The 24,812-nt window shown below is 42.2% G+C and carries 18 protein-coding genes and 1 tRNA gene; 14 read left to right on the top strand and 5 right to left on the bottom strand.

What is annotated here, in order from left to right; all coding sequences use genetic code 11:
* The first annotated feature begins 296 nt into the window (after positions 1-296).
* Entirely contained in the window at positions 297-2,009 is a 1,713-nt protein-coding gene (gene ligB, locus PSE69_RS13915; RefSeq protein WP_121874923.1) for an NAD-dependent DNA ligase LigB, read from the top strand.
* Between the two features lie 20 nt (positions 2,010-2,029).
* Here the strand turns inward: ligB and PSE69_RS13920 are convergent, their stop codons facing one another.
* Complete coding sequence (locus PSE69_RS13920) at positions 2,030-2,644, bottom strand: trimeric intracellular cation channel family protein (protein ID WP_014656991.1); 615 nt, start codon at positions 2,642-2,644, stop codon at positions 2,030-2,032.
* Between the two features lie 126 nt (positions 2,645-2,770).
* Between PSE69_RS13920 and PSE69_RS13925 the strand changes: the two genes are divergently transcribed.
* Positions 2,771-4,099 carry a DUF3748 domain-containing protein gene (locus PSE69_RS13925; RefSeq protein ID WP_041705106.1) on the top strand — a complete coding sequence of 443 codons (1,329 nt, stop codon included), beginning with the start codon at positions 2,771-2,773 and terminating at the stop codon, positions 4,097-4,099.
* Between the two features lie 263 nt (positions 4,100-4,362).
* On the opposite strand, the gene PSE69_RS13930 is transcribed toward PSE69_RS13925, so the two are convergent.
* A complete protein-coding gene (locus tag PSE69_RS13930; RefSeq protein WP_004923714.1) occupies positions 4,363-4,722 on the bottom strand; it encodes a YceK/YidQ family lipoprotein in 360 nt (119 codons plus the stop codon).
* Positions 4,723-5,069: 347 nt separating this feature from the next.
* On the opposite strand from PSE69_RS13930, the gene PSE69_RS13935 reads away from it, so the two are divergent.
* Positions 5,070-6,728 (top strand): putative transporter, encoded by a 1,659-nt coding sequence (locus PSE69_RS13935; protein ID WP_004923717.1) that lies wholly within the window; start codon positions 5,070-5,072, stop codon positions 6,726-6,728.
* Between the two features lie 282 nt (positions 6,729-7,010).
* Here the strand turns inward: PSE69_RS13935 and PSE69_RS13940 are convergent, their stop codons facing one another.
* Entirely contained in the window at positions 7,011-8,267 is a 1,257-nt protein-coding gene (locus PSE69_RS13940; RefSeq protein ID WP_004923720.1) for a valine--pyruvate transaminase, read from the bottom strand.
* Between the two features lie 206 nt (positions 8,268-8,473).
* Positions 8,474-9,037 (bottom strand): DNA-3-methyladenine glycosylase I, encoded by a 564-nt coding sequence (locus PSE69_RS13945; RefSeq protein WP_004923725.1) that lies wholly within the window; start codon positions 9,035-9,037, stop codon positions 8,474-8,476.
* A 192-nt stretch (positions 9,038-9,229) separates the two neighbouring features.
* Here PSE69_RS13945 and glyQ point away from each other — a divergent pair, with 192 nt between their 5' ends.
* The 11 genes from glyQ (at position 9,230) to PSE69_RS14000 (ending at position 23,671) form a co-directional block, all read left to right on the top strand.
* On the top strand, positions 9,230-10,138 hold the full coding sequence (glyQ, locus tag PSE69_RS13950; RefSeq protein WP_004923728.1) for a glycine--tRNA ligase subunit alpha: 909 nt from the start codon (positions 9,230-9,232) through the stop codon (positions 10,136-10,138).
* A gap of 9 nt (positions 10,139-10,147) precedes the next feature.
* Positions 10,148-12,217, top strand: a complete 2,070-nt coding sequence (glyS, locus tag PSE69_RS13955) for a glycine--tRNA ligase subunit beta (protein WP_004923731.1) — start codon at positions 10,148-10,150, stop codon at positions 12,215-12,217.
* Between the two features lie 212 nt (positions 12,218-12,429).
* Positions 12,430-12,506: transfer RNA gene (locus PSE69_RS13960), tRNA-Pro, on the top strand.
* Between the two features lie 281 nt (positions 12,507-12,787).
* On the top strand, positions 12,788-14,368 hold the full coding sequence (locus PSE69_RS13965) for a ShlB/FhaC/HecB family hemolysin secretion/activation protein (RefSeq protein WP_121874924.1): 1,581 nt from the start codon (positions 12,788-12,790) through the stop codon (positions 14,366-14,368).
* 849 nt (positions 14,369-15,217) lie between these two features.
* Entirely contained in the window at positions 15,218-16,825 is a 1,608-nt protein-coding gene (dppA, locus tag PSE69_RS13970) for a dipeptide ABC transporter periplasmic-binding protein DppA (RefSeq protein WP_014656985.1), read from the top strand.
* A gap of 178 nt (positions 16,826-17,003) precedes the next feature.
* Positions 17,004-18,023, top strand: coding sequence for a dipeptide ABC transporter permease DppB (gene dppB / locus PSE69_RS13975; RefSeq protein WP_040132698.1), 1,020 nt, complete (start codon positions 17,004-17,006; stop codon positions 18,021-18,023).
* Between the two features lie 11 nt (positions 18,024-18,034).
* A complete protein-coding gene (dppC, locus tag PSE69_RS13980; protein WP_004923748.1) occupies positions 18,035-18,937 on the top strand; it encodes a dipeptide ABC transporter permease DppC in 903 nt (300 codons plus the stop codon).
* A 12-nt stretch (positions 18,938-18,949) separates the two neighbouring features.
* Positions 18,950-19,930: a dipeptide ABC transporter ATP-binding protein gene (gene dppD / locus PSE69_RS13985; protein ID WP_004923750.1), complete on the top strand. Its 981-nt coding sequence runs from the start codon at positions 18,950-18,952 to the stop codon at positions 19,928-19,930.
* A complete protein-coding gene (gene dppF, locus PSE69_RS13990) occupies positions 19,927-20,931 on the top strand; it encodes a dipeptide ABC transporter ATP-binding subunit DppF (protein ID WP_004923755.1) in 1,005 nt (334 codons plus the stop codon). The genes dppD and dppF overlap by 4 nt, the downstream gene beginning before the upstream one ends.
* 396 nt (positions 20,932-21,327) lie before the next feature.
* A complete protein-coding gene (locus tag PSE69_RS13995; protein WP_004923758.1) occupies positions 21,328-22,023 on the top strand; it encodes a HAMP domain-containing protein in 696 nt (231 codons plus the stop codon).
* Between the two features lie 169 nt (positions 22,024-22,192).
* On the top strand, positions 22,193-23,671 hold the full coding sequence (locus PSE69_RS14000; protein ID WP_014656983.1) for a M16 family metallopeptidase: 1,479 nt from the start codon (positions 22,193-22,195) through the stop codon (positions 23,669-23,671).
* A 55-nt stretch (positions 23,672-23,726) separates the two neighbouring features.
* Here PSE69_RS14000 and PSE69_RS14005 read toward each other — a convergent pair whose 3' ends face one another.
* Positions 23,727-24,731, bottom strand: coding sequence for a serine hydrolase domain-containing protein (locus PSE69_RS14005; RefSeq protein ID WP_014656982.1), 1,005 nt, complete (start codon positions 24,729-24,731; stop codon positions 23,727-23,729).
* Positions 24,732-24,812 lie beyond the last annotated feature (81 nt).

Raw genomic sequence — 24,812 nt, forward strand, 5'->3', positions numbered from 1 at the left:
TCTCTTTAAGCTGCCATATTCTTGATGATATTCATTAACGCGAACGGCAAACGGCAGTGCGCTGATAGCGATTCATTTCTTATTGCATCTCAAATTATCTAGAGTATACAGCGCAATTTATTTAAGAAATAGATGAATTGCGAAGCCGTTCCAGAAAATATTTTTTTATTGATGCAAAATACACTCTTTTTGCGAAATGTTTTGCAGAAGTATCGAAATTAAGCTGATAGTTTTGGATTATCGCGTCAGGATCGATGTGCAATCTGAAGGGATAACTAAAGGAATAAGGACAGCTTATGCAAAAGGGATTTGTTCAGGAAAAAAGAGGGCAGGCTGCTCAATACGTCTTTGTGGTACTGAGTTTTTACTGTAGCTATGTGTCAGCCGATGCAACACGGCTTTTTTATCCCCACCAATGCTCAACATTGAGTCAGGATGAGTTAAAAAAAGAGAGCCAGAAATTGGGCGAGCAGTTGCAGCAATGGAACCGTCTATACCGTTTATCGGGAAGTAGCCCCGTAACAGATGAAACATATGATCAACTGCTGAATACATGGCAACAATGGCAAAAGTGCCAAAATTTGTCTGGGCAATTACCGCCTATCCATTTGCCACCTCATTCGCGCACAGCCAAGCATCCTATTGTGCATACGGGCTTAAAAAAATTAAATGAAGTGGATATTGGAAAATGGATAGATACACGGGAGGAGGTCTGGCTACAACCGAAGGTTGATGGCGTTGCCATTTCGTTGGTTTATCAGCAAGGGAAATTGGTTTCAATGATCAGTCGTGGAAATGGTATTGAGGGGCTTGAATGGCGTGATAAAGCGGATTTTATTCCAGCTATCCCCAAGCAACTACCGACATCACAACCACAGCTTATATTACAAGGAGAGCTATTTTGGCGGCTAAAAGATCATAGGCAACAAGCCAGTGGTGGGGTTAATGCCAGAAATCAAGTTGCAGGGTGGTTAATGCGCAAAAGTAAGCCTGTAACCCCTGAGGCCAATATTGATGTCTTTATTTGGGCATGGCCAGAGGGAGTGGGGAAAGCCGAAGAGCAATGGCGGCAACTGGCAAATTTAGGGTTTCCACTTACTCAGCAATATAGCCATAAAGTCACGACTATGGCGCAAGTGAAAAAATGGCAGTCCTATTACTATCAACAGCCGATGCCTTTTGCGACAGACGGTATTGTACTTAAGTCATTTCCAACGCCACGGGTAGCGGCATGGCAAGTGAATCACAACAGTTGGTCTGTAGCTTGGAAGCATCCTTATGCTCGAATCGCCTCAAAAGTGACTGACCTCCATTTTCGCGTGGGGAGAACGGGGGCTGTGAGTGTGGTGGCGGAAATTGAACCTGTTGAACTAGATAGTAAAAAGGTGAGTCGGCTCTATTTAGGCTCATTGAAATCATGGCAGAAAAAGGATCTGCTGGTTGGTGATACTATTCAAGTGGCACTAGCGGGGCATGGTATTCCAAAACTTGAATCGGTAATTTGGCGCCTTCAACAACGCACCTACCCTGACTTATCTCAGTTTAAGCAGTTTCACGCTTTAAGCTGTTTTGTAATGACTCCTCAGTGTGAGCAGCAGTTTGTTGCTCGTTTAAATTGGCTAGGCAAGCAATTGAAGATAAAAGGAATTAGTGAAGCTACTTGGCGTGAATGGGCAGAACATTACCATCTGAATAAGCTGACAACATGGTTATCTCCAAGTTGGCAAACCAGTCTACCCAATACTAAAAAAACCAAGAAAATCATTGAGCAATTTAGGCTGGTGGGGCAGCAACCACTCATGAATTGGCTAAAAGGCTTAGGGATCCCTTTAAAAGATAAACATTTATCATTAATTACAGAATTAAGCCTATTAAATAATACGCTTTTTTTAGAGGGGTTAGGTTTGTCTATCATACAAAAAACAAAGCTTAATCAATGGCTTTCAACACCGGATATCAAAGAGATATTTCAGGTTATTGATGAGATAAGAAACGGGCCATCAATCTAACCGCTTGATGGCCTAAATCGTTAGTCTTGGCTTTCGTAGTTAAAAATGGGTAACCCTAAGCGATAACGTATGGCGATGAGCCGTGCGCTTAGCCCCGCGATGAGGGTAATAATAACGACGATGTCTTGTGGTAGTGGGGTATATAAAAGCCCAATATACAGCCATGCAGCGGCAAATGAGACGCCAGCATAAACTTCTTTTTGGAAAACGAGGGGGATGGTGTTACATAGCATGTCACGAAGGACACCGCCAAATACTCCGGTAATTACAGCAGCAATCGCGGCAATCACTGGGCTATAATTCATATCAAGGGCTATTTGGGCACCTAGAATTGAGAATACAATAAGGCCTATCGCATCTAAAATTAGAAACAAACGACGTAAATGTTTCATCATTGGTGCGATCCAAATAGTAACGATAGCGGCACCGGCGACTGTCAAGATATATTCGGGGTTTTGAACCCAACCTAATGGATAGTGCCCAAGTAAGACATCGCGCACAGAGCCTCCGCCAATGGCGGTCGCTGAGGCAATAATAATAACGCCGAAAACATCCATTTTACGGCGACCAGCTGCGAGGGCGCCTGTCATGGCCTCAGCGGTAATACCAATAATATAAAGAACACTTAATAACATAATGATTCTATTCGACACTAAAGTGATTGCTAAAGGGTAATATTACTTATAGAAATTCTCGACTGAGATTTTCTAGTGCCTTACAAAATAGATTAGTTAAAGTAATCCGATAGCCCATATTAAGAGATGTCAAAGGATAACAGATTGAACGGCAAATTACCTTATAAAGAAACTCAAATAACGCACGATAAGCGAAGTCATCAACTTACAAATATTAATGTTTGGACAGCGGATAGCCAATGGATAGCTTATGATGTTCGCCCTAGTCCGAGTTCATTTACTGGGTTGACCATAGAAAAAATTCATATTGAGCGTCAGATGCCATGTGAAATCTATCGCGCTAATCATGGTGCGCATGTGGGTGTTGTGACGGTAAGTGCTGAAGAGCCGCCTCGTTATGCCTTTATTCATGGCCCTGAATTTCCTGATGAGCAGTGGCAATACGATTTTCATCATCGCAGAGGCGTATACGTTAGAGATGATAAATTAGGAGAGGCGCATTCAATTGATGCCATGTGTATTACTCCACCTTATCTTGCAGGAGCATTAAGAGGAGGAACACATGTTCATGTCTTTAGTCCTGATGGTAAGTGGTTAAGTTTTACTTATAACGACCATGTTATGCATGAAAGAGATATTCGGTTAGATCAACGTAATGTTGCTATCGCTGTTCCTATCAAAGCAGTCAATGTGGAGCCGAAAGGTCATCAACGTGAGTATAGCGGGGAATATTTCTGCTGTGTTATTTCCCACACAACCCCAGAGCCGATTCTTGGCAGTCATCAAATCAGCCGAGCCTACGAAGAAGGTTGGATTGGGCAAAAAGGGTATTTATCAGATAATGGGCAGTGGCAAAGCAGGGCAATCGCGTTTATTGGTGATACTCACTCGCTTGATGGTGAAATTATTCCTGAAATCTTCATCGTTGACCTGCCCGAGGATGAGAATGCTTTTATGCAACAAGGTGATTTCCCGCTGCAAGGCACGGATTCTCGGCTACCTTTTCCCCCTAAAAATATTCAACAACGTAGGTTGACATTTACCCATGAGCGGCAATATCCAGGGCTGGCGAAACAACCAAGGCACTGGTTACGTTCATCGCCTGATGGCCGTTTTATTGCCTGTTTAATGAAGGATGATAATGGCGTTGTTCAGTTATGGTTAGCCAGTACATCGACAGGAAGTCTTAAGCAAATTACACAGTGTTCCTCATCTATCCAATCTGCCTTTAGTTGGGATAGTCAGGGCAAGCATATTGCCTTTATTTGTGATAACAGCGTGATGCGTTGCAATGTGATTTCAGGTGAATTAGAAAGATTGACGGTGCGAAGTGCAACCGCTCCCGTTGCGGACGCCGTTGTGTTTTCACCTGATGACCGTTTGATTGCTTTTATGCGTGATGACACAAAGGGGTATAGGCAAATTCATATTGTAGAAACAGGTTTAGGATGCTAAATCGCATGCTAGGTAACCACCTAGATAAAGTAAGAGAGAAGAGGCGAAAGTGCCTCTTCTCAATACTCGAAATATAATTAATTAGCTAGTGTTTATAGTGTTAATTAATTATATCTTAGTAATTTATTCGGTGATTTAATCATTATTAAATCGTGTTAATTAGAATAACACTGAAAAAATTATGCAAATAAAGAGTAAAACAAAGAGTAATTAATTATAAAATTAATACTCATTAACTGAATATGTTACTTGTAACAAATACGCTATTCTAGATTGCTCTCTAAAGAGTCTGGGTGGTTATTTATTTGGGTATTAGCTTGTTTATCGAGTGCTTCAATACGCTTTTTAGGTGAACTCTCTTCAGAGTTACTATCAGATTTCACATAATCTAAGGGAATAAGCAATGTGTCCATTACCGCGGTAAAGGGTAAATCAATCGCTAATAGTGGGCGCATAACCCAGCCAGTATCTTTATCTTTAATCATTTCGATACTGTTTTTAGAGCCGGGGTAATAACCGTCAGAAGGCCCTGCATGAGTCATAATGCTTGAACAACCTGAAAGTATTAATGGTGTAAAACATATCAATATTCTTTTTAGCAATAGTCCAGCCATATAGTCCATTTAACCTATGTTTTAAATTTATTATCTTTCCCTGTGACAATAATAGCTAAAAATCAAAAATTCACAATCACAGCATAATATGAATTGTTGAATTTGTATTATAAAAATTGATAACTGTCTAAACAAATGATCTATTTTGTTACCAATATTAACTAATATCATTGAATGTTTAATACGTATATGTATTGGCATCAATCGGTGAGCTAATCTCTTTTTCATAAATGACGAACTGTGGACTAATGCACATATTACTTTGTTTTTATTTGACATAATCGATTCAGTTGTACGTTTTATCGTCTTTCACGTTACGCTTTGTAAGTGACTTTTCGTCAAAAGGATAGCGGTCTATGAGTGAATTAGCTCTTACTGTGAGTTTGTTGGCGTTAGCTGCTGCACTTGGTTTATGGATAGGTAATTGGAAAATCCGTAATGTTGGCCTTGGGATCGGCGGGGTATTATTTGGCGGTATTATTGTCGGCCATTTCGCACAAAGCTATGGTTTACAACTCAATGGTCACATGCTGCATTTTATTCAGGAATTTGGCTTGATCCTGTTTGTTTATACTATCGGTATTCAAGTGGGGCCAGGTTTCTTCTCATCATTGCGTGTTTCTGGATTAAAACTAAATGGCTTTGCTTTATTAGTTGTTGTATTAGGTGCTGTAGTAACCGCGGTTATCTACAAATTAGCCAATATTCCGTTACCAATTATTTTGGGGATTTTTTCTGGTGCGGTCACGAATACGCCTTCTTTAGGTGCAGGCCAGCAAATACTCACTGACTTAGGCTCGGACCCTGCGCTGGTTGGGCAAATGGGAATGGGATATGCCATGGCTTATCCGATGGGCATATGTGGTATTTTGCTAGTAATGTGGTTGATCCGTATCATTTTTAGGATCAGTGTTGATAAAGAAGCCGCAGCTTTTAGCAGCCAGAATGTGCATCAGCGAGAAACATTGCAAACGATGAATATTGCGGTTCGCAATACCAACTTAGATGGCTTGATGATGCAAGATATTCCTTTATTAGGAAGTGAGGATATTGTTTGCTCAAGATTGAAAAGAGGCGAAATGCTTATGGTGCCTCAGCCTACAACGGAAATTCAATTAGGCGATTTACTGCATGTGGTTGGGCAAAAAGAAGACCTTAATAAAGTCCGTTTAATTCTTGGTGAGGAGGTGGATGCATCATTATCGACATCTGGCTCAATACTTCACTCTGTTCGTGTAGTAGTAACAAATGATTCAGTATTGAGTAAACGTCTACGTGATCTGAACTTAAAACAGAAATATGACGTGGTGGTCACTCGACTAAATCGAGCAGGGATTGAGCTTGTGGCGAATAATAATTCAGTACTGCAATTCGGTGATATTCTCAATATTGTGGGAAGGCCTGAGTCTATTGAAGCCGTTAGCGCATTGCTTGGCAACGCCAAACAAAAACTACAGCAAGTACAAATGCTACCTGTGTTTATTGGTATAGGTCTTGGTGTTGTGTTGGGGTCGATACCTCTTTTTATTCCGGGTTTCCCCGCTGCATTAAAACTTGGGCTGGCAGGTGGACCATTGGTCATCGCACTGATTTTAGGGCGTATAGGCACCATAGGGCGTTTATATTGGTTTATGCCGCCTAGTGCTAACCTTGCATTACGGGAGCTCGGTATTGTGATGTTCCTTGCTGTGGTCGGTTTAAATTCAGGCGGTGGTTTTATTGATACCTTAGTTAAAGGTGATGGGCTAACTTGGATCGGCTACGGTTTATTAATCACCTTTGTTCCGTTATTTATTACTGGTCTTATCGCTCGGATCTTCGGCAAGATGAATTACCTCAGCCTGTGTGGTGTGCTGGCAGGTTCAATGACAGATCCACCAGCACTGGCATTTGCTAACAATATTCATTCAACCAGTGGGGCACCGGCTCTCTCTTATGCAACCGTCTATCCTTTAGCGATGTTTTTACGCATTATTTCACCGCAGCTATTGGCGATTTTATTTTGGACATTGTGACGATAGTTGCTAAAAGTGATGATGGGCGAGAAGGGTATTTAGATATATAGAGGTAAAAATGGTGTTTATTCAAACGATGAATAATCTAAAAAGATGGTTTAATACAGTTGAATGATATTCGTAATGTAATATTTGATTACGGAGTTCTCGCTAATTTTTAGCCCTTTTAATTCATAGAAGGGCTTTTTTTTTATTTTTAGGGTATCAGGTATCTATTAACCGTGTTAGTTAACCAGTCATCCTTGATATACAAGGATGACAACAAGCTAACGACAGGAACATCTAACATTCGACAGTTTGATAAGCCAATTCTAATTCTTCAGCAAGAATAGCAATACCTTTCTCGATTTTTTCTGGCTCTGGCACATAATTCATACGCATACATTGATGTGCATGTGGCCAGTTTTCTTCTAGACCAGGGAAAAAGTAATGCCCCGGAACCATTAAAACACCGCGTTTTTTTAGTCGTTGATAGAGTTCTAAGCTAGTAATCGGCAAATCTTTGAACCATAACCATAAGAAAATAGCACCTTCAGGCTTATGGATCAGACATTTATCTTCAGGAATATAACGACGGATAATGCGGATAACCTCTTCTACACGTTGTTTATAGAAGGGGCCAATAACATTTTTTGATAAAGAAATCAGATCATCCCGCTGCAACATTTCCAACGCTAATGCAGGGCCAACACTACCCGGTGCAAGGCTAATAATGCCGTTCATGTTACTCACCGCTTCAATGATCTCTTCATTCGCGATGATAATACCGCAACGAGTACCGGGTAACCCTAGCTTAGACAAGCTCATACACAGAATGACATTCTCATTCCAAAATGGCGTCGCTTCACTAAAAATAATGCCAGGGAAAGGAACTCCATAAGCGTTATCAATGAGTAATGGAATGTTGTGTTGCTTTGCCAGTTTATCAAGGTGCTCCACTTCCTCATCGGTTATCACGTTACCGGTAGGGTTTGTTGGGCGTGAAACACAGATAACACCAATATCATCAGTTACTTCTAATGTATTAAAATCAACGTGATATTTAAATTGACCATTCGGTAAATATTCAATTTGTGGCTTATTTGCCACAAATAGATCGTCATCTAGCCCTGAATCGGCATAGCCAACATATTCGGGGGCTAGTGGGAATAGAACCTTACGAGTGATGCCATCTTCAAAACGACCAGCAAGCAAGTTAAATAGGTAGAAAAACGCGCTTTGGCTGCCATTGGATAGGGCAATATTTTTGGCGCTAATATTCCAGCCTAGTTTTGCTTTTAGGGTTGCTGCTAGCGCTTTCAACATGGCATCTTTACCTTGTGGACCGTCATAGTTACACAAAGTATCCGTTAATTTACCGTTGGCGCACATTTCTGCTAATAGTGTTTGGAAATAGGCATCCATCTCAGGGATATGAGCAGGGTTCCCACCACCCAGCATAATTGCACCGGGAGTTCTCAAGCCATCATTCAAGTCTTTCATTAATGTTGATATACCTGAATTTTGTGCGAATTTATTACCGAATTTAGAAAATATCATCTCATTTATTCACATATGTTAAGTAGGTTGTTAATGGAATTTAAAAACATACTCTGCTCGACAAGAGAGTTCAACAGCTTCAATCAATATAGCATTGATACAAAATACTGCTTTTTTATTAACTTCTGGGCTGATATTTGTAAAAATTGGTTAAAATATGGTGAATGTTGCTTTTGATAATGGGGGTGATGCCGATTCATTCTGATTTATTTATATTGGCAACAATCTTTTAAATGGTCATTAATCATGCCTGTCGCTTGCATAAAAGCATAACAAGTAATGGAACCAATAAACTTAAATCCACGTTTTTTAAGTGCTTTGGATAAACGTTTTGAAAGCTCTGTCTCTGTGGGAACTTGAGTGTGAGACTGCCACTGGTTGACGATAGGTTTGCCACCCACAAATTGCCATAAAAATGTTGAGAAATCCTCGCCGTTTTCAGCCATTTTTAAATAAGCCTTTGCATTAGCAATAATCGCGTTAATTTTAGCGCGGTTCCGAATGATACGAGGATCCTGCATTAAGCTGTCAACATCTTGTTCACTCATCATGGCAATTTTTGCAGGATCAAACTGATGGAACAGTATGCGATAATCTTGGCGTTTTTTTAAAATGGTGTACCAAGAAAGCCCAGCTTGTTGACCTTCTAAGCAGATCATCTCAAATAGCTGTTGGTTATCCTTTGTTGGCTTCCCCCATTCATTATCATGGTAGGCAATATATTCTGGGTCTTGATTTACCCAATGGCAACGAATTGGCGATGAATTCATTTTGTCTCCTTTCAAGGGGGCAAAGGCTTATATGCCTTATTTATACTGTATAAATGTCCAGTTTAAAAGAGACAAAATAAAGTTTTTTTATTTATAGGGCAAATAGACGTAGATTCAATGCTGTATATCTGGCGGTCAAAGGGTATACTGACATACTTTCATTAAATCATATGTATCGCGTGCGGATCTAACATGCAAAAGTTTGATACCAAAACCTTCCAAGGTCTTATCCTGACATTGCAGGATTACTGGGCGCGCCAAGGCTGCACCATTGTTCAACCACTGGACATGGAAGTCGGCGCAGGAACATCTCATCCAATGACGTGCTTGCGTGCGTTAGGGCCTGAGCCAATTGCGGCGGCTTATGTTCAGCCTTCTCGTCGTCCTACTGATGGCCGTTACGGTGAAAACCCAAACCGCCTTCAACATTACTATCAGTTTCAAGTGATCATTAAGCCATCACCTGACAATATTCAAGAACTTTACCTCGGCTCATTGAAGGAATTGGGAATTGATCCCACCGTTCATGATATCCGTTTTGTTGAGGATAACTGGGAAAACCCAACACTAGGCGCTTGGGGTCTAGGCTGGGAAGTGTGGCTAAATGGTATGGAAGTCACTCAGTTTACTTACTTCCAACAAGTTGGCGGGCTGGAATGCAAGCCTGTAACGGGTGAAATTACCTACGGTCTTGAACGCCTTGCTATGTATATTCAAGGTGTTGATAGCGTTTATGACCTTGTTTGGTGCGATGGCCCACTCGGTAAAACGACCTATGGTGATATTTATCATCAAAATGAAGTTGAGCAGTCAACCTATAACTTTGAATATGCTAATGTCGATTTTCTTTTCAAATGCTTTGAAGAGTATGAGAAAGAAGCTCAATATTTACTGTCACTAGAAACACCACTGCCGCTACCGGCTTATGAGCGCATTTTGAAAGCGGCTCATACATTTAACTTACTGGATGCTCGTAAAGCAATCTCAGTGACAGAACGCCAGCGTTATATTCTACGTATCCGTACCCTAACTAAAGGGGTTGCCGAAGCTTATTATGCTTCCCGTGAGGCGCTCGGATTCCCTATGTGTCACAAGAATTAAGAGGCTGTCATGACTCAACAGACTTTCCTAGTGGAAATCGGCACAGAAGAGTTACCGCCGAAGGCTCTTCGTTCATTAGCTGAATCATTTGCGGCAAACTTTACGGCTGAATTGGATAGCGCGGATATTGCACACGGTGAAGTTAGCTGGTTTGCAGCACCTCGCCGTTTGGCCTTAAAAGTCGCTGCTCTTGCAGACTCATCACCTGACCGTGAAGTTGAAAAACGCGGCCCTGCGATTTCTGCTGCTTTTGGCGCTGACGGTCAACCAACCAAAGCTGCTGAAGGGTGGGCTCGTGGTTGCGGTATTTCCGTTGACCAAGCCGAGCGTTTAAAAACGGATAAAGGTGAATGGTTACTTTATCGCGCTCAAGTAAAAGGCGTAGCAGTTAGTGAATTGTTGGTCGATATGGTAAGCCGTTCTCTGGCTAAGTTACCCATTCCAAAACTCATGCGTTGGGGCGATAAAGAGACGCATTTTGTGCGCCCTGTCCACACCGTAACCTTATTATTGGGTAGCGATGTTGTTGACGGTGAAGTGCTAGGCATTAAGAGCGGTCGTACAATCCGTGGTCACCGTTTTATGGGTGAATCAGAGTTTACGATTGATCATGCAGACCAATATCCGGCGATCTTACGTGAACGCGGCAAAGTCATTGCTGACTATGAAGAACGTAAAGCCGTCATCAAAGCTGATGCTGAAAAAGCCGCGCTCGCCCTTGGTGGGAAAGCGGATTTAACCGACAGCTTACTAGAAGAAGTTGCTTCATTAGTTGAATGGCCTGTCGTATTAACTGCAAAATTTGAAGAGAAGTTCTTAGAAGTACCTGCGGAAGCATTGGTTTATACCATGAAAGGGGATCAGAAATATTTCCCTGTTTATGACAATGCTGGCAACCTGATGCCAAATTTCATTTTTGTGGCGAATATTGAATCTTCAGACCCACAACAAATTATCTCCGGTAATGAAAAAGTGGTACGTCCTCGTTTGGCGGATGCGGAGTTTTTCTTTAAAACTGACCGTAAACAACGTCTTGAAGATAATTTACCACGTTTGGAAACCGTTCTGTTTCAACAACAGCTTGGCACATTGCGTGATAAGACTGACCGTTTAGAAGCCTTATCAGGTTGGGTTGCAGCGAAGATTGGTGCAGATGTTAATCATGCGACTCGCGCGGGTTTGTTGGCAAAATGTGACCTGATGACCAATATGGTGTTTGAATTTACAGACACTCAAGGCGTGATGGGGATGCACTACGCACGCCATGACGGTGAATCAGAAGATGTTGCATTAGCACTGAAAGAGCAGTATCAACCTCGTTTTGCAGGGGATGCGTTGCCGTCTACTGATGTTTCAGCGGCACTTGCCTTAGCCGAGAAAATGGACACCTTAGCCGGTATTTTCGGCATCGGTCAGCATCCGAAAGGTGATAAAGACCCATTTGCACTGCGTCGAGCTGCATTAGGCGTGTTACGCATTATTGTTGAAAAAGGCTATCAGCTTGATCTCGTTGAAATGACAGAAGAAGCCGTCCGCCTTTACGGTGATAAACTCACTAACAAAAATGTAGTGAATGATGTTGTTGAATTTATGCTTGGCCGCTTCCGTTCTTGGTATCAAGAGCTTGGCTATAGTATTGATACGATTCAAGCGGTGTTAGCGCGCCGTCCAACGTCACCAGCCGATTTTGATGCACGTGTGAAGGCTGTGACTCACTTCCGTACATTGGAAGATGCAGAAGCTTTAGCGGCAGCCAATAAGCGTGTTTCGAACATCTTGAGTAAATCTAATGAGAAACTGGCTGATAAAGTTCTCGCATCTGTGCTAAAAGCACCACAAGAAGTGAAGTTGGCTACACACCTTGTTGTATTACAAGAAAAACTAGAGCCAATGTTTGCTGAGCGTAATTATCAAGATGCCTTAGTTGAGTTGGCTTCTTTACGTGAAGTTGTGGATGCATTTTTTGCTGATGTTATGGTTATGGATGAAGATGAAGCGGTACGTATTAACCGTCTAACTCTGCTTAGCCAATTACGTGATTTGTTCTTGAAAGTTGCAGATATCTCATTGCTACAATAAATCGTGAACAAGTGATGGTATTGACTAAAAATATCATTTATTAATCTTTATAAGCCCTTGCAGGATAAGATCTTGCAAGGGCTTAATGTTGTCTTATAGGGGCGATTAGTTAAAAAACCCTATCAAGTTGATGGTTTTATCAGCATACAAACAAATTTAGTGAAAAATGGGTTGACGGGAAGGGCGCTCAACAGTATGATTCACACCGTTTTCGGCGAGTAGCGCAGCTTGGTAGCGCAACTGGTTTGGGACCAGTGGGTCGGAGGTTCGAATCCTCTCTCGCCGACCAGATTCCAGAACCCCACCTCATATGAGGTGGGGTTTTTTGCATTTACACATCAGCAAACATTTCACACAGTAATTTTTCTCATCATCCAAATACTGATTCTGGTGGCATGGTTTTTGTCTAACTTACCAACATGCGCTTTCAGAGTAACTTTGTTGTCCTTTCTCGTCATAATCTGTTGTTATGTTCATTAACGTTGTTTTCTTGAGTGTAATGAAAAGCATGATGTAGTCGCGAGTTGTTTATTACCTATCAATGGATTTTTCATAACAAGGAACCTGTTAATGAAAACAGCACCAACACTGTTTATTTTGTTATTTTTACTGTTCAACTATCTGCCTTGTTATGCCAATAGGCAGCTTGATTTTGCGGTGAAATCACCATCAACGCCCTGTATTGCGATTCACCAAGTTCATTTCTCAACATTGGCACTATTTCCGTTAATTACCTCGAGTGATATCAATAAATGGAAACAGGGCGTTGAAGGGAGATGTGTTAGTGAGGAAGGGCTATTGCGCTATGCAGACTTTCTTAACGCACAGTTGGCTGAGGTAGGATATATCACATCGTCTATTCACTACCCAGAGCAAACTTTGTTATTTGGTGTGTTGCAGGTTGAATTAGTCGCGGGGAAGCTCGGTAGTATTGAGTATCAAGATAGTGCTAGCCAATCATTAGCGTACGCTTTTCCATTACGCAAAGGGCAAGTCGTAGATATCCACGCTATAAATCAAGGTCTGGCTAATTTACGCAATACCCAGTTGATCCCACATCAAATTCATATTGTTTCCGATCACGAACAGAACAATATGAACCGTTTAGTGATCCAACGTAATGCAGCAAGAGCTTTTAAAGGAAAACTACTTTTAGCGTCGAAACAATCACCGCAATTTCCTACCCATGTTGTCAGCAATCTGATTATGTTAGCTAATCCATTAGCACTGAATGATTTCTTTTTTCTAAATTTAGATAGTGATATTGGAAAAGAGCCTGAAAAGAAATTGAAATCGGTCTCCATTTTGTATTCAGTTCCTTACCATTATTGGTTATTGAGTTTATATGCGGGCTATCAAGAGAACAGCATTCATCAAAACTTCCAATTAATTGATAGCATTAAAGTTAGAAATGATGTGAGAAGCCGATTACTGTCGCTACAAGCTGAGTATGTTCTTCATCGAGCCTTATATCACTCAACGTCGATAAGTATGGGGACTCAAATTCAAACATTAGATCTCTTTTTAGAGCGATATCGTTTGAAAACCCAACAACGCTTTACAAGTTATCTCTTACTTGGGGTAAAGCATCAGCGTCATTTTGCACAAGGTAATGTGACATTTTCATTGAGTTATAAACAAGATACGGATTGGTTCGGTTCCACAAGGCGCCAAGTGACAGGGTTAGAGCGAGCCGGCATATATCTATTTTCGGTAGATTTTCAACGGCAATTTTATTTAGCCAACCAATCGATGTATCACCGACATGAGCTTGAAATGCAATTAAGTCGCTCGCCACTAGATCCGCAGCTTGAGCTAAATAGTCCTACTGGGAAATTTGGGATTAGGGGGGTCTCAAATAGCGTATTAACGGAGAATTTGGGAGATAACACGTTGAAACTTAAAAATGAGTGGGGGTGGTTTACCCCATGGCGGGGTTATGAGCTATATGGTGCATTGGATTTCGCCTCGACATCTTCGCAAAGCGCACATATTTGGCGAGAAAACAGGTTATTCGGTACAGAAATTGGTGTGAGAGGGCAGATTGATCGCTTGAACTACCAACTCTTTATCGAGGCTCCTCTTTGGCAGTCGGCGAAATTAGCAACGAACGCGGTGAATGTTGGGGCGAAAGTGAGTATTGATTATTAGCCAGTTTATTTGGTCGCAGTTTCATTGGCTATGAATATGGTTTATGCCCAAACATAAATAGGTAAGCAGAAGTCTGGTTGAAGTAGGGTTACACAGCAGCGAGTTCAAGGAAACCGTTATATTGTACTCATAAAGCCCCCAAATAACGGCTATTTAGGTATCTCTGAGCATTGTTGTGCAGGCATTGAAATACTTATAAAGCAATTAATATAGCGAGTAAAGGGGATGAGATTAGCGATATTCCGGCGTGAATAATTATAATGGATTGATATTAAAGTAAATTATTTATTTTGGAAAAGGCGAGTCATTGAATGAGAGCAGAGTCATATAGTGAAGGTCCGTAGAGAGAATGAAATCAAGTAGATCGTGCGATTATTGAAGTTATTAACTAATCAATAAATTGTTAAAATTTAATGAACCGTACTTTTTTATATGAATAAAAAACAAGCAAAATAATAACAACCTAAAGTAATTATTTGTTTTAAACACACCAGAACTTTATGCCGCACTCTCTTAGGTGTTGCACTATTTTCGTTCAGTAATTCAGCACTTAATCACAAATATAAAAATAAATCACCCAGAGATAAAACACTATCCTGTAGTATTTTTATGGTTATTATGTCTGCCATATGACTTAAATAACCATACAAAGACCTAAGAACACTCTTAATATGTTTCTAAAATGTTATAAGATAGTTGTCTATTTAAAGAGAGATACTATTGACGAAGTGGATGACAGTTGATTAATTGCACAGTGAATAACAAAAAAATACAGATCCCCTATCTGTCATTTCAAGGATGGGTTTGGGCATCAAGCAAATAACACATGAACACCACAGGAGCATACAGATGACGCTCTCAATCAAAAAGACAGGTTTAACCATTGGGCTAACACTTGCAGCACTTGCAGTTTCTGCTTCTGTGCAAGCGAAAACATTAGTCTACTGTTCAGAAGGCTCTCCAGAGGGCTTTAACCCTCAGCTATTTACTTCCGGTACGACTTACGATGCTAGCTCAATTCCACTCTATAACCGTTTAGTTGAGTTCAAACTTGGTACTACAGAGATAGAGCCAGGTTTAGCGGAAAGTTGGGAAGTAAGCGATGATGGCAAAGTTTATACTTTCCACTTACGTAAAGGCGTAAAATGGCATTCAAATAAAGAATTTAAGCCAAGCCGCGACTTTAATGCGGATGATGTCATTTATACCTTCATGCGTCAGAAAGATGCGAATCACCCATACCACAAAGTCTCCGGCGGTAGCTATGAGTACTTTATGGGCATGGATATGGATAAAATCATCGATAAAGTTGAAAAAGTTGATGATTACACCGTACGTTTCACACTCTCTCGCCCAGAGTCACCTTTCTTAGCTGATATGGCAATGGACTTCGCTTCCATTCTTTCTGCTGAATATGCTGACAAAATGTTAGCAGCGGGCACACCGCAAAAAGTGGATTTGAACCCTATTGGAACAGGCCCATTTGAGCTACAGCAGTACCAAAAAGATTCACGTATTCTTTATAAAGCCAACAAAGAGTATTGGGGTAATAAACCTAAAATTGATCGTTTAGTTTTTTCGATTACACCTGATGCGTCTGTCCGTTATGCCAAGCTGCAAAAAAATGAGTGTCAAGTTATGCCATACCCAAATCCGGCAGACTTGGAACGCATGAAGCAAGATAAAAATATTACATTGATGGAGCAACCTGGCTTGAACGTCGGTTATCTCTCTTTCAACGTTGAGAAAAAACCACTAGATAACCAGAAAGTGCGCCAAGCGCTATCTATGGCTGTGAATAAAGACGCTATCATCGATGCCGTTTATCAAGGTGCAGGACAGAAAGCGAAAAACTTAATTCCACCAACGATGTGGGGCTATAACGATGATGTGAAGGATTATGAATATAATCCTGAAAAAGCAAAAGCGTTATTGGCTGAGGCCGGGTTCCCGAATGGTTTCGAAATCGATTTATGGGCAATGCCAGTCCAACGTCCATATAACCCAAATGCGCGCCGTATGGCTGAGATGATCCAAGCTGACTGGGCAAAAATTGGTGTTAAATCGAAAGTAGTGAGCTATGAGTGGGGCGAATATCTGAAGCGTGCTAAAGATGGTGAACCGCAAACGGTAATGATGGGTTGGACCGGTGATAATGGTGACCCTGATAACTTCTTCGCGACACTGTTTAGCTGTGCGGCGAAAGAGCAAGGCTCTAACTATTCGAAATGGTGTTATCAAGGCTTTGAAGACTTGATCCAGCCTGCTCGTATGACAGCAGATCATAACAAACGTATTGATCTCTACAAGCAAGCACAGGTTGTTATGAATGAACAAGCACCAGCCCTGATCATTGCTCACTCAACGGTATATGAACCAGTCCGTAAAGAAGTGAAGGGCTATGTTGTCGACCCTCTCGGCAAACACCACTTTGAAAACGTCGATATTGAAAAATAATCGTTGTTAATTTGTATCAGCCCTTCGCCATCTTTTTGATAGCGAAGGGCGTTTTCACCTCTGAATTTCAGGGAAACAGAAAACTCAGTTCTTTGTGAGCAGACAGAAGAGTCACACTCTTCTGATTAGCCAAACGGACTCAGAGCCGTCAAAGGCATTATTAAAAGAGATTCAGGATATGTTGCAATTTATCCTCCGACGTTTGGGGTTAGTTATCCCTACGTTTATCGGTATCACATTACTCACGTTCGCATTTGTGCATATGATCCCGGGTGACCCCGTGATGATTATGGCAGGTGAAAGAGGCTTATCGCCCGAACGACACGCTTATTTAATGGCTGAATTGGGCTTAGACCAGCCATTGTGGAAACAATATCTTCACTATATTAATGGCATATTTCATGGTGACTTAGGGATTTCATTGAAAAGCCGGATAGCGGTTTGGGATGAATTTTTCCCCCGTTTTAAAGCCACGATGGAACTGGCAATCTGTGCGATGATTTTTGCAATTTCAGTGGGGATCCCTGTCGGTGTTTTAGCCGCAGTGAAGCGTGGCTCTATTTTCGATCACACAGCAATTGGCTTATCCCTAACAGGTTACTCAATGCCAATTTTCTGGTGGGGGATCATGTTAATCATGCTGGTGTCAGTGCAGTTGGATTTGACCCCCGTATCTGGGCGCGTTAGCGACAGTGTATTTTTGGATGACTCCTATCCGCTGACTGGTTTTATGCTGATTGATACCTTAATTTGGGGGGATGAAGGGAACTTTATTGATGCGGTTGAGCATCTCATACTTCCTTCCATTGTGCTTGGAACCATACCTCTGGCGGTGATAGTCCGTATGACTCGCTCATCGATGCTAGAAGTACTAGGGGAAGACTACATTCGTACGGCTCGAGCCAAAGGGGTTAGCCGTGCACGCGTTATTCTTATTCATGCGCTGAGAAATGCGATGCTGCCTGTTGTCACCGTGATTGGTTTACAAGTGGGTGTTATGCTCGCTGGCGCAATTCTAACGGAAACTATTTTTTCGTGGCCAGGTCTAGGTCGTTGGCTGATTGAAGGACTTCAACGTCGTGATTACCCAGTGGTTCAAGGTGGGGTTTTATTAGTCGCAACTTTGATTATTTTTGTTAACCTCGTGGTTGATCTGCTGTACGGCATCGTTAACCCACGTATTCGTCATAAAAAATAAGGAGCGCTTACATGTCTCAATCTACTGAGCCAACGGTTGTCAGCGCCCCTAAGCCGATGACCCCATTCCAAGAATTTTGGCACTACTTTAAGCGTAATAAAGGTGCGGTTGCCGGAATGGCATATATCATTTTAATGATCTTAGTGGCTATTTTTGCAGGTGTTTTAGCCCCTCATGCACCAGATGAGCAGTTCCGCGATTTCTTATTGGTACCACCTGTTTGGGAATCCGGCGGAAGTTGGCAATTTATCTTAGGTACGGATGACGTTGGTCGAGATCTGTTATCTCGCTTAATGTATGGTGCACGCTTATCTCTGTTAGTCGGCTGCCTTGTGGTGGTGCTCTCATTGATTATGGGGGTGACGGTCGGCGTTATTGCAGGCTATTTTGGTGGTGTGGTCGATGCTGTGATTATGCGTATCGTTGACATCATGTTAGCCCTACCGAGTTTATTGCTGGCTTTAGTATTGGTGGCAATCTTTGGCCCTTCAATCGTTAATGCCTCACTTGCACTGACCTTCGTTGCATTGCCTCACTATATCCGGCTTACTCGCGCCGCGGTGTTGGTAGAAGTGAATCGCGATTATGTCACCGCTTCACGTGTGGCAGGCGCCGGTGCTACGCGTCAGATGTTTGTTAATATTTTACCGAACTGCTTGGCACCGCTAATTGTTCAAGCATCACTTGGCTTTTCTAATGCCATCTTAGATATGGCTGCTTTGGGTTTCCTTGGTATGGGAGCACAGCCACCAACACCTGAATGGGGCACAATGTTGTCTGACGTGCTGCAATTCGCTCAAAGTGCGTGGTGGGTCGTCACCTTCCCTGGTCTGGCAATCTTGTTAACTGTATTAGCGTTTAACCTGATGGGTGATGGTTTGCGTGATGCATTTGATCCAAAACTCAAGCAGTGATGAGGTAATCTAATGGCATTGTTAAATGTAGAACAACTCTCGGTACACTTTGGTGATGAAAGTACCCCGTTCCGTGCCGTTGACCGCATCAGCTATAGCGTTGAAAAAGGTCAGGTTGTTGGCATAGTGGGTGAGTCTGGCTCGGGGAAATCGGTAAGCTCTTTAGCGATAATGGGGCTGATAGATTATCCTGGGAAAGTGATGGCTAATTCGTTGCAATTTGACGGGCGTGACTTATTGTCTATTCCCGAAAAAGAGCGTCGGCAAATTGTTGGTGCCGATGTAGCGATGATATTTCAGGACCCTATGACCAGTCTGAACCCCTGTTTTACAGTGGGTTATCAGATAATGGAAGCGCTGAAAGTGCACCAAGGCGGTAGTAAAAGTACGCGTAAACAACGTGCAATTGATTTACTGACGATGGTCGGGATCCCTGACCCGAAATCGCGGCTTGATGTTTATCCACACCAGCTATCAGGTGGGATGAGTCAGCGGGTCATGATTGCGATGGCGATCGCATGTCGGCCTAAGTTATTGATTGCAGACGAACCGACGACCGCACTTGATGTGACGATCCAAGCACAAATTATTGAGTTATTGCTTGAATTACAACAACAAGAGAATATGGCCTTGGTCTTGATCACCCATGATCTTGCCTTGGTTGCTGAAGCGGCACATCACATTATTGTGATGTATGCGGGCCAAGTCGTGGAATCAGCGAAGGCCTCTGATATCTTTAAACATCCTCGTCATCCCTATACTCAAGCGCTGTTACGTGCCTTGCCTGAGTTTGCCACTAATAAATCTCGGTTAGCGTCATTACCGGGCGTTGTGCCGGGGAAATATGACCGACCACAAGGTTGTCTGTTGAACCCTCGCTGCCCCTATGCGACAGAGCGTTGTCGTATTGAGGAGCCTGAATTGCGCTCTGTTGGAGATAGGCAGGTGAAATGCCACATGCCGCTGGATGATATGGGGAGGCCGACACTATGAGTGAAAATCAACATAAGCCTTTACTACAGGCTATTAATTTAAAGAAATATTATTCAGCGAAAAGCGGTATATTTTCGGCAGAAAGGTTAGTCAAAGCTCTCGATGGCGTTTCATTTGAGCTAGAAAAAGGAAAAACACTCGCCGTTGTTGGAGAATCTGGGTGTGGTAAATCGACACTAGGTCGTTTACTGACCATGATTGAACAACCCACAGAGGGGGAGCTTTACTATCAAGACCAAAACCTACTGGTTAAAGACAAGGCGGCTGAAAAGCTACGTCGCCAAAAAATTCAAATTGTCTTTCAAAACCCATATGGCTCTTTAAATCCTCGTAAAAAAGTCGGGCAAATACTTGAGGAGCCTTTATTGATTAACACCTCGTTATCTAAAGAGCAGCGTAGAGAAAAGGTGTTATCGATGATGGCTAAGGTTGGGTTAAAAACGGAGCATTATGAGCGCTATCCTCATATGTTTTCGGGCGGGCAACGCCAGCGCATCGCAATCGCACGAGGGTTAATGTTAGATCCTGATGTTGTTGTTGCTGATGAACCAGTTTCAGCACTGGACGTTTCCGTACGCGCTCAAGTGCTTAACCTAATGATGGATTTGCAACAAGAGCTAGGGCTATCTTATGTGTTCATTTCGCATGATCTATCCGTGGTTGAACATATAGCTGATGAAGTGATGGTGATGTATTTGGGGCGTTGCGTAGAAAAAGGAACTAAAGAACAGATCTTTAATAATCCTTTGCACCCTTATACTCAAGCACTGCTATCAGCAACACCAAGGTTAAACCCTGATTCACGGCGTGAAAGGATCAAGTTGACGGGAGAGTTACCAAGCCCGCTGAATCCACCACCGGGGTGCGCTTTTGCAGCTCGTTGCCGCCGAGCATTCGGGCAATGCACGCAATTCCAACCAGCTCTTAAAGAGTACGGAGGGCAACTGGTTGCCTGTTTTGCCGTCGATGAAGATGAAAAAAATAGCGTTGTAGCCAGTTAATCCCCACTAAGACGGCAGAAATATTGCTTTTCTGCCGTTATCCAGTGTGATACGTTGTTGTTTCCGTAAATCCCCCCTTTGTCTTAATTACATAAACTTTCACTTTTAACTGCTCCTTTATTGATAAAATCAAGTATACTGAGAATAACTCAGTGACATCCAATGCCCCATAAAACCTACCTTTTTGGGCGCGCTACCCAAACTTATTGATTATTTGGCTTGAATAATGATTCGCGCCCAGTTGCAGTTTCGCAATATTGGTAAAAAATATTGTGATATGTTGGGTTAATGGGGGGATGTTAGTCGGTGTTTATCTGACTTTGTTGATAAAGGGCCGCTTTTTAAAGCGAAAAATATTCAATTCAAAAGAAGCTTGATAAAGAAGGTTTCGGAAACATGAAGAACAGGGTGCAACGTTCTCTAACGTTAAAAAGCATGATCGTATTTTTTGTGATCACGTTAAGCTCACTCGCCCTTTTTTTGGCAATTCAATTTAGTTACTTACTTGAGCAAAGAAAAGGTGACTATCTCAATCAGCTTAGTAATGCGGTTGTACAAATTCAAAAACCATTGACTGAATCATTATTAAGTTCAGATCTGAACGAAGTTAAACGGCTACTCGTGAGCTTGAAAACATCGGGTATTATGGGCAAAGCGATTGTGACAGTCGATGGGGCGACTGTTATCCATTTAGACTTTGCGACACCCCGTCCAATTCCTAGTTGGGCGGTGAAATTTGCCGGTATTCCAGTAGAGATGACAGTACCTTTGTATGCCTATGGGAATACCGTCTTGACGGCGAAACCCCAAGGGTATTTAACGCTGCAAGTTGATTCAAATCGTGTTTATCGATTCGCCTTCAACACGTTGGCATTAATGATAACGACATATTTGTTGTTAGTTTTGATCATTGCGATTGCGATGACATGGTGTGTAAGTCGAATGATTGTCAGGCCATTACGTAAAATTGCGCTAGAATTACAAGATGGCGGCGATCAAGACATCAAAGTATCAGGTTATCATAAGGATGACGAGATAGGCTTATTGGCGAAGAATTATAACCGCCAAAGAAAACAGCAAAATTCAGACTAAGTCATGAACATGTGGCGAGCTTTGTGGTCTAATATCGTTAATAATTGGTGTCACTTACAGTGTATGAGACCAAACCATATCGTTTAACCCTATAATTAGCGTTTTTCGTTAATTTATCAGTCATATTTTTGCGGTTAAATACAAGGATAGAAAATACATAGGGGTTTACATGCAGGGTTTGAAAATTCGGTATATCTTTAGTGTGGTGCTACTGTCAGTCGCTGGCCTTGCGAGTGCTGAGCCATTGCAGCCTGATCCAGCATGGCAGCAAGGAAAGCTTGAAAATGGCTTTAGCTGGCAGCTATTGCAGACTCCACAGCGTCCTAATGACCGAATTCAACTGAGATTGGCCATTAAAACAGGGTCTTTGTCAGAAAAAGCAAATGAAAAAGGTTACAGCTACTTAATCCCTAAAATGGCGCTGTTACATCAAACAGAAGCATTTCCAACCGCAACGTTGCAAAATTTTTGGCGTCAGGCAACCGATCCTGATGTTCCCATTCCGCCAGCGGTCGTCTCATATGACTACACAATCTATAGCTTGAGCTTACCACACAATAAGCCAGAGCTTCTCAAACAAGCACTCAACTGGTTAGCAACCTCCGCGGCTGGGGCAACTTATACCGAAACCACACTGCACAATGGTCTGAGTGTGACAAATGCTCCTGTTGCTACATTGCCTATTGATGCGACGGATCCTGTATGGCGCGCACGTCTGAAAGGCTCTGCAATGATGGGCTATGACCCAGGGCAAAAGGTTAAGGATAATGTAGATTTAGAGAGTGTGAATTCGTTTTACCAAAAATGGTATACGCCAGATGTTATGACGCTGTATGTTGCAGGTCATGTTGATTCACGCATGTTATCTGATTACATCACTCAAACGTTCTCTTCACTAGAAGGTAAACGTTCAGAGCCTGTTGCGGTAGCTGTTTTATCGCAGGTGAAACCTCAATCCATCGACATTCTGCAAGATAAGCAAACAAAAGATAGCTTATCCCTGATTTGGGATATCGATTGGCAACCGATTAATGACTCTGCCGTACTGATGCGCTATTGGGGAAGTGATTTAGCCCGTGAAGCACTTTATCGTTCATTACAAAAAACTTTTAGCCAAAAGTTTAACCAAGATGAAGTGAATTCGAACTTAGATTGCCGAGTGCAATATCAGAAGGCTAGCTGTACGTTAACGGTTGCAGCAGCGCCAGAAAAAATGGCAGCAGTGACAGATGTTGTTCTCAATGAGCTATCAACCGCTGTTCAAAATGGGATTTCACCTGAATTGTTTGATGAAATGCTCAATGAAAAACAGGTACAATTATCACAATTGTTTGCGGCCTATGCTCGTACCAGTACGGATGTGTTAGCAGGCCAACGCTTGATCTCTCAACAAAATGGGGTGGTTGATATCGCTCCTGAGCAGTATCAACGACTAAGGCAATCTTTCTTAGCGGGGCAAACGCTGGATCAAGTGAATATGGAAGTGCGTCGTTTATTGTCTCAAGAAGCTGCCTTTGTGTTGGTTCAACCGAAAGAGAAGCAGTTGATGGATGCTGAGCAAATCCGCCAGAAATTTACTAAGGTGCTGTGGCCACAGGTTGAGCCTACACCGGCAATTGAAGCGGAGCCTGCAAAAGCAGCGAAATAATCTGTCATTAAATAGCCCCAACTTAGGGGCTATTTGCTTTTCATCCTGTTGTTTTTTAACGTTGCGTCAGTAACCCTTCAATCACCCGAATTAAGGTTTCTCGGGAATCCCTGTCATCGACAAAGCCGGCTGCACTTGTCTGGGTTTCCGGTGAGTAATAGGCGGCAGATCCCCAAAAACCAAGGTGTGAATATAGCGTCATGCCATTTACAACACTTGCCATCAACCCTAATCGGTACTCTTGGGCGCCCACATGGTGACCCACACTCAGCATTGTCTGTAGAGTCTCTGGTTTCTCAAAGATTTCGCCATTAAATAAGGCTTCAAGGAATCGAGCCATTTGTTGAGATGAGGTAATTAAACCACCCCCGCCATACACATCCATCGAAGCATGAATATGTGTACCTTCTATCTCTTTTAGGTATTGGCGTGCACGAGGTGCATCTGTCGTAGGTTGCTCTAAATACTCCCAATAAGCGGTATCTAATCCAATTTTATTGAATTTTAATAACTCCCTAACGGCGTGGCCTAACGATTGGCCCGTAACACGTTCAATGATATCGCCTAACAGTATGTAACCTGTATCTGAATAAATAAATGTGTCTGAAGGTGCGACAATAGGGAATTTTTTACGCACATAGAGCTGTATTTGCTCTAACCGAGTCCACTGGTGTGTCGGTTTCGCAAGTACGCGCTTGAGGTAGTGATCATCTGCATGATCAAAAAGCCCGCTACTATGGCTGAGTAGATGACGAATAGTGATATGATCGGTGGCATAGCTGTCACACAGTAATTGGTTAAATTCAGGTGTGATATGTTGTGAAATGGCATCATCTAACGATAATTTCCCCATTTCAACTAATCTAAGTATGGCTGCTGCGGTAAACGTTTTTGTGTTACTGGCAATGCGTAATGGGGTATCAACTGTCAATGGCCGACCTGCCAGATCGCTTCCTCTAGCACAAAATGTACTGATACTCGCCTTTTTTTGGTTGTGATAGTAAAGCACAACGCCGCAAGGTAAGTCTTCTAACTGCTGAATATATTGTGTAGTTATCATTTTTCTCCCAACTCATTTGGTCTTTAGAGATAGAGTGAGTGCTCATATTCACTTATAACATACTTGAATAATCAGCTTGCC

The organism is Providencia sp. PROV122 (assembly GCF_028482365.1).
GTDB classification, from domain to species: Bacteria; Pseudomonadota; Gammaproteobacteria; order Enterobacterales; family Enterobacteriaceae; genus Providencia; species Providencia stuartii.